Raw genomic sequence first — 13,255 nt, 5'->3', positions numbered from 1 at the left:
TCCTCACCGGCATCCACCGTAATGCTGCCGCCCAGGTTCACGTTAAAGCCGTCACCTTCCAGCGCCATCCCCAGGCCGTTACCGGAAATATGCATGTCACCCTGGTTGCTGAAATGCGCGCCGGAGCCGGTCACCACCAGCCCGGTGCTGCCATCACCCTGCACCGTGATGTTGCCCTGGTTTTCCAGGGCGGCGTTGTTGCCATCCACCTGCACCCCGGTGGCCCCGCCGGTCACCCACAGGTCACCGCCCAGTTGTACATCGCTGTTGTCCCCGGTAATGGCGATCCCGGTGGAGCCTTCACCGCTGACACTGGTTTCCCCGGTGTTGGTGACACTGGCGTTATCGCCACTAATCTGGGTGCCGGTGCCGCCACCGGCTACCGTGCTGTTGCCTTCGTTGCTGACGGTGGCGTTGTCCCCGGTGACCACCGTGCCCGCCGAGCCTTCGCCGCTGACACTGGTTTCCCCGGTGTTGGTGACACTGGCGTTATCGCCGCTGATCTGGGTGCCGGTGCCGCCATCAGTTACCGTGCTGTTGCCTTCGTTGCTCACGGTGGCGTTGTCGCCGTTCACGCTCACCCCGGTGCTGCCACCGCCCACGTTATTGTTGCCGTTGTTGGTGACAGTGGCATCGTTGCCGTTCACTTCCAGCCCCACCGAGCCTTCACCACTGGCATTGATGTCGCCCTCATTGGTGGTGCTGGTGTTGTTGCCGTCCACCACCGTGCCTTTACCGCCTTCGGTGACGTCTGTGTTGCCTTCCAGGGTGTTGTCAGTGTTGTTGCCGGTGACCAGGTTGCCGATTTCCCCGTCTCCGGCGCTGGTGTTACCTTCCAGGGTGTTTTCCTGGTTATCCCCGTCCAGCTGGTTGCCAATTTCCCACTCGTCGTAGTTGTTGCCGTCATCGCCTCCGTCACCACCGTCGCCACCTTCGTTACGGTCGCCGTCATCGCTGCCACCGCCACCGTTGCCACTGCTGCCGCCCGCCACAATGGCAATGGTGGCAGCCAGGGCGGCGGCACCGCCCCCGGCTAACAGGGTGGTCTGGTCGGTCATCCAGCCGGGCAGTTCACTGCCGGAGGCCTGCGCGGGGGTGTCTTCTTCGGGCAACTGGCACTGTTCCGGCAGGGCGGCCAGCTCTTCGCGGGTGAGCAGGCTCAGGTCTGCCGGGCATTCCACGGCATCTGCAGGAATTGTGCCTGTAAGGGGTGGGGTTTGTGCCATCGCCTGGCCGTTCAGCGCCAGGGAAATGCACACTGAAAGTGCACTCAGTGTTGCGGTTTTGTTTTTCATCAAACTGTCCTTAATTTGTGGGGCCGCGGGCCAAAAACCACAGCCGGGGAGACGCCCCGGCGTCTGATGATAGAAAGCGACCAAAACACGCAAAAAATTAAGGGGAGAAAGGTAAATAACGATCAATATTGAAAAATTGATCGCCGTAAGTGATCGATCAATTTTAAGAGATTGATCGTCACAGGCGATCAGCGCAAAAAAATAAATAATAATCGCCTTATTTTTCATGGCTATATTGGAAATATATTAATTATTGTTACGGGCAAAAAATGAAGAGATTAAGAAGTAAAGAGAACCGCGAGAAGGGCAAAAATAATGACTAATAAAAATAAAGCGGGCGATATTTTCATAGCGCCCGCTTTATTTCGAAATAACCGATTTAATTACTCAGCAATACTAATCCGCATCGTAACCTAAATTAGGTGCCAGCCAGCGTTCAACTTCTTCTACTGCCATATTTTTACGCCGGGCATAATCTTCAACCTGGTCGCGCTGGATTTGGGCTACAGCAAAATACTTGCTGTCTGGGTGGCTGAAATACCAGCCTGAAACAGAAGCTCCCGGCCACATGGCGTAAGATTCTGTGAGTTTCATTCCCGTGTGGGTTTCAACATCCAGGAGTTCCCAAATAGCGGCTTTTTCGGTGTGTTCCGGGCAGGCAGGGTAGCCAGGTGCCGGGCGAATACCGCGGTAGTTTTCCCGAATTAACTCTTCGTTGCCCAAGTTTTCTTCCGGCGCATAACCCCAGTACACTTTGCGCACCCGCTCATGGAGATATTCAGCAAAGGCTTCTGCCAGGCGGTCTGATACGGCTTTCACCATGATTTTGTTGTAATCATCATGCTGGGCATCAAAGGCGGCAGCCAGTGCATCTTCTTCCAACCCACCGGTGACGGCAAACGCGCCCAGGTAATCGGCTTTACCACTGGATTTCGGTGCAACGAAGTCTGCCAGGCAATAGTTGGCGAAACCGGTTTTTTCTGTTTGCTGGCGCAAATGGTGGCTGACTACTTTTACTGCTGAACGGCTTTCATCGGTATAAATTTCGATGTCGTCCCCAACCCGGTTTGCCGGGAACAGGCCCACAACGCCACGCGGTAGCAGGGACTTATCTGCCACCAGCTTATCCAGCATGTCGTTTGCGTCTTTAAACAGGCGCTGTGCTTCCTCGCCCACGACTTCATCTTCAAGAATACGGGGGTATTTCCCGGCAAGTGACCAGGTCATGAAGAAAGGTGTCCAGTCGATGTAGTTGCGTAGCGTATCGATCCCCACACTGACTGGCTGAACCCCCAAACGGTGGGCGACAGGCGGCGTATACAGCGACCAGTCAAAAGCGAGGTCGTTTTCCCGTGCTGCAGCCAGTGTAACTGGCGGGGTGCGCGGTTTTTTACGGCCATGCTGGATACGCACGGTTTCGTACTCTTTGCGCACCCGTGCAACAAAATCGCCATATTGGGTATCAGAAAGCAGGGATGACACCACCCCAACAGTGCGAGAGGCGTTCTGTACGTAAACTGTTGGCCCACTGTAGTTTTGCTCGATTTTCACCGCAGTGTGCGCTTTGGACGTTGTCGCGCCGCCAATGAGCAGCGGAATAGTGAACCCCTGGCGCTCCATTTCTTTCGCCACGTTTACCATTTCATCCAGTGACGGGGTTATCAGCCCGGATAAACCCACAATATCGGCATTCTGTTCGCGTGCGGTTTTCAGAATTTTTTCTGTTGGCACCATCACGCCTAAATCAATGATTTCGTAGTTATTACACTGCAACACAACGCCAACGATATTTTTGCCAATGTCGTGTACATCGCCTTTTACTGTTGCAAGTACAATTTTACCGTTGCTGGTGCCTGCCTGTTTGCTGGCCTGAATAAAGGGTTCCAGGTAAGCAACTGCCTGTTTCATTACGCGGGCGGATTTCACCACTTGCGGCAGGAACATTTTGCCTTCGCCAAATAAATCGCCTACGACATTCATGCCGGACATTAATGGGCCTTCAATGACTTCAATAGGCCGGTCGGCATTTTGGCGCGCTTCTTCGGTATCTTGCTCAATAAACTCAGTGATACCTTTGACCAGTGCGTATTCCAGGCGTTTAATCACTTCCCAACTGCGCCACTCAGCCTGTTGGGTATTGGCACTGTCATCCGTTTTACTGCCACGGTATTTTTCAGCTAATTCCAGCAAACGCTCAGTGCTGTCTTCACGCCGGTTCAATACCACATCTTCTACGGCATCACGCAGTTCAGCCGGGAGATCGTCGTAAATTGCCAGTTGCCCGGCATTCACAATCCCCATGTCCATGCCGTTACGGATGGCGTAATAGAGGAATACGGCGTGAATGGCTTCACGCACCGGATCGTTGCCACGGAAGGAGAACGAAACGTTGGAAACACCGCCAGAGATCAGGGCGTGGGGCAGTTCGCGTTTTATGTCTTCACAAGCACCGATAAAATCCTGTGCATAGTTATTGTGTTCTTCAATCCCGGTGGCGACGGCAAAGATATTCGGGTCGAAAATAATATCTTCTGGCGGGAACCCGACCTGCTCGGTGAGGATTTGGTAAGCCCGGCGGCAGATTTCAATTTTACGTTCGCGGGTATCTGCCTGGCCGTTTTCATCAAAGGCCATCACCACCATAGCCGCACCATAACGGCGCACCTGGCGGGCGTGTTCAATAAAGATGTCCACGCCTTCTTTCATGGAGATGGAGTTCACAATGCCTTTGCCCTGAATGCATTGCAGCCCTTTTTCAATGACTGACCATTTGGAGGAGTCAATCATGATAGGTACCCGGGCGATATCGGGCTCACCGGCAATCAGGTTCAGGAAGCGCACCATGGCGGCTTCAGCATCCAGCATGCCTTCGTCCATGTTGATGTCGATGATTTGTGCGCCGTTTTCGACTTGCTGGCGCGCGACATCCAGCGCTTCACCGTATTTCTCTTCTTTGATTAGCCGTTTGAATTTTGCCGACCCGGTAACGTTGGTGCGCTCACCTACGTTCACAAATAAAGTTTCAGGGCCGATATTCAGTGGCTCAAGGCCGGACAAACGGCAGTTCACCGGCAGTGACGGGCGCTTACGTGGTGCGATACCTGAAACGGCTTCATGCATGGCGGCAATATGTTCAGGTGTGGTGCCGCAGCAGCCACCGACGATGTTCAGGAAACCAGCCTGTGCCCACTCTTTGATTTGCCGCGCCATTTCAGCGGCGTCTAAATCATATTCACCAAATGCATTGGGCAGCCCGGCATTGGGGTGTGCGGTGACATAACATTCTGCAATACGGGATAATTCGGCAACATACTGGCGAAGTTCATCTGGCCCCAGTGCGCAGTTCAGACCAAAGGAGAGCGGTGAAGCATGGCGCAGGGCATTGTAAAACGCTTCGGTAGTCTGGCCGGATAAGGTACGGCCCGAGGCATCGGTAATGGTACCGGAGATCATGATGGGCAATTCAACGCCCAGTGCTTCGAACTCGGTTTCTACGGCATAAATCGCGGCTTTCGCATTTAGCGTATCAAAGATGGTTTCAATCAGAATCAGGTCTGCGCCGCCATTGACCAGTGCCCGTGTGGATTCCCGATAGGCATCCACCAGCTGATTAAAGGTGATATTACGAAAAGCCGGGTCGTTAACATCAGGCGAGATAGACGCGGTACGGTTTGTTGGGCCAAGTACCCCAGCGACATAACGTGGTTTTTCTGGTGTGCGGGCTGTCCACTCATCGGCGCACTGGCGAGCCAGGCGTGCGGCCTCATAGTTAATTTCTGCCGAGAGCGATTCCATTTGGTAATCGGCCATGGCAATGGTTGTGGAGTTGAAGGTATTGGTTTCAATGATGTCCGCACCCGCAGCAAAATATGCGCTGTGGATATCTGCAATCAGCGCCGGTCGGCTCAATACCAGCAGGTCGTTGTTGCCTTTTACATCACAGGGCCAGTCGGCAAAGCGCTCGCCCCGATAATCTTGTTCTTCCAGACGGTGGCTCTGGATCATAGTACCCATACCACCATCCAGAATAAGAATGCGTTTTTCTAACGCTTTTTGAAGTGTCTCGACCTGCTTGCTCACTCTGACTCCCAACTTCTGATTAACGCGGTGCTGCTGGCGAAAAGACCAGCAGACCATACTGTCACAAGTTATGACAGGGGAAAAGTAGCCAGACATGAGACATGTTCAGGTTGATAATATCTGGCAGTTTTTTTTTAGTTGCATTATCGTTAAATAAAACGAAAACAATTTCCACGATACAGAAACAGGAGTCCATCATGGCAACAGCGGTTCCAGCAAAACGCGGGAAGAAACCCCGTTCTGCAGCGGCAGCACCCGCTCCAGCAACCGGCCAGGTGCAGTCCCTTACTCGCGGTTTAAAATTACTGGAGTGGATAGCGGAGTCTGGTAGCAGTGTAGCACTGACTGAGCTGGCTCAGCAGGCAGGTTTGCCAAATTCCACCACGCACCGCTTACTGACAACATTACAACAACAGGGTTTTGTCCGCCAGGTAGGGGAATTAGGGCATTGGGCGGTTGGCGCACACGCGTTTATTGTTGGCAGTAGTTTTTTACAGAGCCGCAATTTGCTGGCCATTGTTCACCCGGTTCTGCGCAAGCTGATGGAAGCCTCTGGCGAAACCGTTAACCTGGCGGTGCTGGATATGAGCGACCACCAGGCGATTATTATTGACCAGGTACAGTGCACGCAGTTGATGCGTATGTCGGCCCCCATTGGCGGGAAGCTACCGATGCATGCTTCTGGTGCGGGTAAGGCTTTTTTGGCCAATTTAAACGAGGACCAGGTTTCCGGGTTACTGCACCGCCAGGGGCTGCATGCTTATACACCTGCGACACTGACATCCCCGGTATTGCTGAAAGAAGACCTGCTGCAAATCCGCAAGCGTGGTTATTCGTTCGATGACGAAGAGCATGCGCTGGGCCTGCGCTGTATTGCTTCTTGTTTATATGATGAACACAAAGAGCCGTTTGCCGCGATTTCTATTTCTGGCCCGATTTCGCGGATTACCGACGACCGCGTCACGGAGTTAGGCGCAATGGTGATTAAAGCGACCCGTGAGTTAACGCTTGCGTGGGGCGGGCAGCGCTAGGCTGCCCTTTCACTTTTTCGCGGCGGTGTGTGCTGGTTTTCTGCCGCATCGCCATAACGTTGAGAAAAGCGCTGTTTGCGCCGGTAAGCATAAACATCTTCCACATGGCCTGCGCGAATCCGCTCCTGCAAGGCCCGCCAGTAATCTGCTCTGAATAGTTCCCCGTGCATTTCATCAAACAGTGGCCCTATACGCGGGTCAACACACAGCCAGTGGCGGAACTCTTCCGGGAAGACATCACCTGGCGACACGCTGTACCAGGGCTCGCCTGACAGCTCATCTTCTGGGTAGCGAGGAGGGGGAATGTCCCGGAAATTCACTTCTGTCATGTAGCAAATTTCATCGTAGTCATAAAACACAACGCGCCCGTGGCGGGTGACGCCAAAGTTTTTAAATAGCATGTCGCCGGGGAAAATATTCGCAGCAGCCAACTGGCGAATCGCATTGCCATACTCTTCTATTGCATCTCGCAGGGCCTGGCCTTCGACTTGCTCCAGCCAAATATTTAGCGGCACCATACGGCGCTCAATATACAGATGTTTCAGGATGATATTGTCCCCCTCTTCGGTGATTTTTTTGGGGGCTTCTTCCCGTAGTAATTGCAGTAAAGCAGGATTTATTTGGCGCTTATTAATAACGAAGTTCTCAAAAGCCTGGGTATCGGCCATGCGCCCGACTCTGTCATGCTCTTTTACCAGTTGATAGCAGGCTCGCACCCGCTCTTCGCTCACCTCTTTTTGGGGGGCAAATTGGTCTTTAATGACTTTAAATACCCGATCAAAACCGGGTAACGTAAAGACCAGCATCACCATGCCGCGCACACCAGGTGCTTCAATAAACTGCTCTTCGGTGTGGTTTACATACGCCAGGTATTCTCGGTAGCTTTCTGTTTTACCGTGTTTCTGGCAGCCGATTGCCATGTAGAGTTCTGCGGTGGTTTTGCCTGGCAGAATGCCACGTAGCCATTCTACTAATGCCGCTGGCAATGGGGCGTACACCATGAAATAAGAACGGGCAAAGCCAAAGACAATACTGGCATCGCCGGGATTCGTCAGGCAGGTATCAACCACCAGTTGCCCGTTCGGTGTGCGGTGTATGGGTAACAAAAATGGCAAAATATCACCGCTGGGTTGTACCAGTTTTGCCACCAGCCACGCGGCTTTATTGCGGTAAAACAGTTCTGTTGCGACATCCAGCGAGCACCCTGCCAGCACCTCTTCCCCTAATGTTTCCCGTAAATGGCGCAGTATGTACCCTACATCTCTTGGCAGATTTTGCCAGGGCAGGCGTAAGGGTAAATCGGTTAATAAGGTGGTGAGCAGTGCCTGCCAGCCATGATGGGGAATGCACTGTTTTGCCAGTGGGCGTGGATTTGGCCGAAAACGTTGGGGTGGCTGGGAGCTGAAAATAAACAGGCGCTCAGGGGTAAGTGAGCGGTGCTCAAACAGGCGGCAGTAAACGGAGTTAAAGAAGCTTTCAGCAATTTCAAAACGTGGATATTCCGGCAGTAGTGCGGTGTACTCTTTTTTGACTCGCAACAGAAATGCGCTGTCTGTGGCTTTGCCTTCGGTAATGCAGCGCAACTGTTCAACCACCAGGCCGACATGGTGGTCGTATAAGTTAATTCTCTGTTTCATCGCTTGTTGAACTGCCTGCCAGTCTGCCTGTTCAAAGCGTTGTTGTGCCCCGGAGGTCACTTCAAGAAAACGGCCATATTGCGCGTCAAATCCTTGCAAAATGGTCTGTGCTATCAGCAATTCCAGCCCACGAGACATAGGTATCTCCTGATAAAAAGAGCGCACAAAGAGAAATGCGGGTGAGCATCCTGCCCACCCGCACAGATTCCCGGAGGAAGTGACGGGAAATCAGAACTGTGCTTCTTCCGTTGAGCCAGTCAGAGCGGTCACAGACGATGCACCACCCTGGATAATGTTGGTCACTTTATCGAAATAGCCGGTGCCCACTTCTTGTTGGTGCGACACAAAGGTGTAACCCTCTTTGCCTGCAGCGAATTCAGGCTGCTGAACTTTTTCCACATAATGTTTCATGCCTTCTCCCTGCGCATAGGCATGGGCAAGGTCAAACATGTTGAACCACATGCTGTGGATCCCCGCCAGGGTAATGAACTGGAATTTATACCCCATAGCGCTCAGTTCTTCCTGGAAGCGGGCAATTGTGTTGTCGTCCAGGTTCTTTTTCCAGTTGAAGGAAGGCGAGCAGTTGTAGGCGAGTAATTTGCCTGGGAATTGCGCATGGATGGCATCAGCAAAGCGGCGTGCCTGATCCAGGTCTGGTGTGGAGGTTTCGCACCATACCAGGTCGGCATAAGGTGCATACGCCAGGCCACGGCTGATTGCCTGTTCTACCCCAGCCTGGGTGCGATAGAACCCTTCGCTGGTGCGTTCGCCAGTAATAAATGCCTGGTCGTATGGGTCACAATCTGAGGTGAGCAAATCGGCGGCATCGGCGTCTGTACGCGCAACCAATAGAGTGGGCACGCCCATTACATCTGCTGCCAGGCGAGCCGCAACTAATTTTTGTACGGCTTCCTGGGTAGGCACCAGAACTTTGCCGCCCATGTGGCCGCATTTTTTCACCGAGGCCAGTTGGTCTTCAAAGTGAACAGCCCCCGCCCCTGCGGTAATCATGGATTTCATCAGTTCGAAGGCGTTAAGTACGCCACCAAACCCTGCTTCTGCATCTGCAACGATCGGCAAGAAGTAATCGATGTAACGCGGATCCTCCGGATCGATACCGGCAGACCACTGAATTTGATCCGCGCGGCGGAAGGTGTTGTTGATGCGATCAACTACCGATGGCACTGAGTTTGCCGGGTAGAGTGACTGGTCCGGGTACATGCTGGAAGCCAGGTTGGCATCGGCGGCTACCTGCCAGCCAGAGAGATAAATTGCTTCAATGCCCGCTTTGGCCTGTTGCAGAGCCTGGCCGCCAGTCAGTGCGCCAAGGCTGTTTACATACCCTTTTTTGGATTCGCCATTAAGCAGACGCCACAGTTTCGCCGCGCCCAATTGTGCCAGGGTGCATTCTGGGTTGACGGAACCACGCAGTTTCACAACGTCTTCAGCGCTATAAGGGCGGCGGATGCCTTCCCAGCGTGGTTGTTGCCATTCTTGTTCTAATTGTTTGATTTGTTGGGTACGGGTAAGGGTCATTTGCAGTGCTCCATTTGTCTTGTTTACCTGGAATACCAGGTGCAATTTGTTACAGCGATTTCGCCTCACTGAGGCGGTTCGCCGCCAGCAATACAGGGATCAGGCCAGTAAGCGGTAGCCGGGCAATGTCAGGAAGTCGATCAGTTCATCTGATGTGGTGATTTGTTCCATTAGCCGGGCCGCGTCATCGAAGCGACCTTGCGAGAAACGCTGGTCACCCAGTTCTTCCTGAATCACCAACATCTCTTCGGCCAGCATCTGGCGGAACAGGTCTTTTGTTACTGGCTGGCCAGTGCTCAGGGTTTTCTCATGGTGAATCCACTGCCAGATTGAGGTACGGGAGATTTCTGCGGTTGCGGCATCTTCCATCAGCCCATAGATAGGCACACAGCCGTTGCCAGAGATCCAGGCTTCGATGTACTGCACTGCTACGCGGATATTGGCGCGCATGCCTTCTTCGGTACGTGCTCCTGGGCAGGGTTCGAGCAGTTGTTCAGCGGTGATGGGTTCGTCCTGTTCGCGGGTGATAGCGAGCTGGTTGTGGTTGTCACCAAGCGCTTTGTCAAATACCGCCATAACGGTGTCTGCAAGGCCCGGATGGGCAATCCAGGTGCCATCATGCCCGTTGGTGGCTTCCATTTCTTTGTCTGCTTTAACTTTGTTCAGCACCCAGTTGTTGCGTTCGCTGTCTTTGCTGGGAATAAATGCCGCCATGCCACCCATGGCAAAGGCACCACGCCGGTGGCAGGTTTTGATAAGCAAACGGGAATAGGCATTCAGGAACGGTTTATCCATTGTGACGCTTTGGCGGTCTGGCAAGACGCGGTCCGGGTGGTTTTTCAGGGTTTTGATATAACTGAAAATGTAATCCCAGCGGCCACAGTTCAGGCCAACAATGTGGTCGCGCATCGCATGGAGGATTTCATCCATTTGGAATACGGCCGGAAGTGTTTCTATCAGCAATGTGGCTTTAATGGTGCCACGCGGCAGCGAGAAGCGGTCTTCTGTATAACTGAATACTTCGCTCCACCATGCTGCTTCCTGCCAGCTTTGTGTTTTTGGCAGGTAGAAATAAGGCCCACTGCCTTTCGCCAGCAGTGTTTCGGCGTTGTGGAAGAAATAGAGTGCGAAATCAAACAAGCTGCCCGGAATGGGTTCACCACGCCAGGTGACATGTTTTTCTGGCAGATGCAGGCCCCTTACACGGCAAATTAATACTGCCGGGTCTGGCTTAAGTTGGTAGATTTTGCCGTTTTCATTGGTCCAGGTGATGGTCCCATTAATGGCATCACGCAGGTTGGTTTGCCCTTCAATCACTTTATCCCATGATGGTGCCAGCGAGTCTTCGAAGTCTGCCATAAAGACTTTGACGTTGGCGTTGAGCGCGTTGATCACCATTTTGCGTTCAACAGGGCCAGTAATTTCTACGCGACGGTCCTGTAAATCCGCTGGAATGCCGCGAATCGTCCAGTCTCCATTTCTTATGGAAGCTGTTTCCGAAATAAAATCCGGTAGATTTCCGTTGTCGATATCCTGCTGAACTTTAACCCGCTCAGCCAGCAAATCATTTCGTTGATCCGTGAATGTGCTCACCAGATCGGTGAGAAATGCCACGGCATCTGGCGTTAATATTTGTTTTTCCTTTTCACCAAGCTGCTGATTAAAAATCATTTCTTCTGTTATCGTTGGTTCTGTCATGTCACTGTCCTCCGGATTTTGCCTTGCCAACGCGCTCCCATGAAGGATGAAAAGCACTGTTGTGTACTTTTCACCCAGCAAGAATAAGCCTAATCCAGTTTTAAATAAAATCAAAAACAATTTCCATTTTTGAAAATATTTATCGATAACTCATTGTTTAATAATGAATTAAATTTAATTGTTTGCAGGAAGTGAATTTCAGAAATAAAAAAGGCACCCGAGGGTGCCTGATAACATGCTGAAACGCTTTAGTTATTCGAGCGTTGGATTCATATGGCTCAGATCGTATGGCGTTATCTGGTATACGAAGTAGTTTAGCCAGTTGGTGATCAACAAATTACCGTGGCTGCGCCAGGTAGCACGAGGTGGGTTTTGTGGATCATTATTGGGGAAATAGTTGTGCGGGATTACCGGTGCGATCCCGGCTTCTATGTCACGAAAATATTCGTTTGCCAATGTTGTGGCATCGTACTCAGGATGCCCGGTGACAAAGGCAAGGCGCTTGTCACGGCTGGCAAAGAGATAAGCATCGCCACCTTCGGACTCGGCAAAAATATCAAGGTCGGTATAGTCACGAATCATTGATGCCGGGAAGTCGGCGTAGCGTGAGTGCGGTGCCAGAAATGAATCATCAAACCCACGAGTCAGCAAGGCATGTGGTTGCAGGATATGGTGTTCATATACACCAGACAGCTTTTCCTCGCGTGTCTGTTTAGGGATGTTGTAGAGAATATTCAGCGCCGCCTGTACCGCCCAACAGACAAACAGGGTGGACGTCACATGTTCTCTTGCCCATTCCAGAACCTGCTTGATTTGCGGCCAGTAGGCTACATCATTGAATTCGACCAGGCCAAGAGGTGCACCGGTAACAATCAGGCCATCGTAGTTGATGTCGCGAATGTCTTCAAAATCGCAATAGAAGTTATTGAGGTGCTCTGCTGGTGTGTTGCGAGATTCACGGTGATCGATGCGTAATAACTGAATATCCAGCTGTAGCGGTGAGTTAGAGAGTAAACGCAAGAACTGGTTCTCCGTTTCTATCTTCTTCGGCATCAGATTGAGAATCAATACCTTAAGCGGCCTGATTTCCTGTACACGTGCGCGTGATGATGTCATCACAAACACATTTTCATTCCGTAAGAAGTTTACCGCTGGTAACTCATCAGGCACCCGAATTGGCATAACCTTATATCCTCACTGCATACGTTTAAACGTTTAGACATCCAGACAGCCAACAATAACCAGGATTGAGGAAAATGTCGAGTCTGCATCCAGAAGGTGAAAATGTTTCACGACTGCGCATCAGCAGCGCTGTATCTGTGTTCAAAATATATACTGATGCATTTATCGGAAAAGTAAAATACTCACTAAGGATGTGGTGCAGAGCACGAGTGCGGGGCGGGTATTGTGAGAGGTATACGTAGTTAAGGCCGGGGCCGCAGAAAACTGGCCTGACGAAGGATGAACAGCCCAGAATCATTGCATGATGAGCCGTTCGGGCTATTAGGCTATTGCTCAGAAACATACTGTAAGCGGTGAACTGTGTGCTTCGCAGAAAAGACAAAAGGCCCAGTCTTTCGACTGAGCCTTTCGTTTTAAATAAAGCCTGGCAGTTCCCTACTCTCGCATGGGGAGACCCCACACTACCATCGGCGCTACGGCGTTTCACTTCTGAGTTCGGCATGGGGTCAGGTGGGACCACCGCGCTGTTGCCGCCAGGCAAATTCTTTCTTTGCCGAACTCTACCGAATAACTGGTGCTGATACCCAGAGTCGAACTGGGGACCTCACCCTTACCAAGGGTGCGCTCTACCAACTGAGCCATATCAGCACAACAAAACCTGCTTTAGCAGGTTTTTAAATTGAAGCCTGGCAGTTCCCTACTCTCGCATGGGGAGACCCCACACTACCATCGGCGCTACGGCGTTTCACTTCTGAGTTCGGCATGGGGTCAGGTGGGACCACCGCGCTCTTGCCGC

The 13,255-nt window shown here is 52.0% G+C and carries 6 protein-coding genes, 1 tRNA gene, 2 rRNA genes and 1 pseudogene; 1 reads left to right on the top strand and 9 read right to left on the bottom strand.

Annotated features, from left to right (window positions below):
- Positions 1-1,295, bottom strand: a pseudogene (locus tag LC084_RS23085) (hypothetical protein); the annotation flags it as partial.
- 396 nt (positions 1,296-1,691) lie between these two features.
- Positions 1,692-5,375 (bottom strand): methionine synthase, encoded by a 3,684-nt coding sequence (gene metH, locus LC084_RS23080; RefSeq protein ID WP_226574610.1) that lies wholly within the window; start codon positions 5,373-5,375, stop codon positions 1,692-1,694.
- Positions 5,376-5,572: 197 nt separating this feature from the next.
- On the opposite strand from metH, the gene iclR reads away from it, so the two are divergent.
- The gene (gene iclR, locus LC084_RS23075) at positions 5,573-6,406 is read left to right on the top strand and encodes a glyoxylate bypass operon transcriptional repressor IclR (protein ID WP_226574608.1); all 834 of its coding nucleotides are present in this window, start codon (positions 5,573-5,575) and stop codon (positions 6,404-6,406) included.
- Here iclR and aceK read toward each other — a convergent pair.
- From aceK to rrf (LC084_RS23040), 7 genes are all read right to left on the bottom strand, one after another.
- On the bottom strand, positions 6,403-8,181 hold the full coding sequence (aceK, locus tag LC084_RS23070) for a bifunctional isocitrate dehydrogenase kinase/phosphatase (RefSeq protein ID WP_226574606.1): 1,779 nt from the start codon (positions 8,179-8,181) through the stop codon (positions 6,403-6,405). The genes iclR and aceK overlap by 4 nt on opposite strands.
- A 90-nt stretch (positions 8,182-8,271) precedes the next feature.
- On the bottom strand, positions 8,272-9,579 hold the full coding sequence (aceA, locus tag LC084_RS23065; RefSeq protein WP_226574604.1) for an isocitrate lyase: 1,308 nt from the start codon (positions 9,577-9,579) through the stop codon (positions 8,272-8,274).
- Positions 9,580-9,678: 99 nt separating this feature from the next.
- Entirely contained in the window at positions 9,679-11,277 is a 1,599-nt protein-coding gene (aceB, locus tag LC084_RS23060) for a malate synthase A (RefSeq protein WP_226574603.1), read from the bottom strand.
- A gap of 252 nt (positions 11,278-11,529) precedes the next feature.
- Positions 11,530-12,459 (bottom strand): homoserine O-acetyltransferase MetA, encoded by a 930-nt coding sequence (gene metA / locus LC084_RS23055; RefSeq protein WP_226574601.1) that lies wholly within the window; start codon positions 12,457-12,459, stop codon positions 11,530-11,532.
- Positions 12,460-12,881: 422 nt separating this feature from the next.
- Positions 12,882-12,997 (bottom strand): 5S ribosomal RNA (rrf, locus tag LC084_RS23050).
- Between the two features lie 34 nt (positions 12,998-13,031).
- A tRNA-Thr gene (locus LC084_RS23045) sits at positions 13,032-13,107 on the bottom strand.
- 36 nt (positions 13,108-13,143) lie between these two features.
- Positions 13,144-13,255: ribosomal RNA gene (gene rrf, locus LC084_RS23040) — 5S ribosomal RNA — on the bottom strand; the annotation flags it as partial.

The sequence above is a fragment of the Mangrovibacter yixingensis genome (genome assembly GCF_020523985.1).
Lineage (GTDB): Bacteria > Pseudomonadota > Gammaproteobacteria > Enterobacterales > Enterobacteriaceae > Mangrovibacter > Mangrovibacter yixingensis.
Note: the sequence above shows the minus strand (reverse complement) of the source record. Positions and strands in the feature narration are given on the sequence as shown.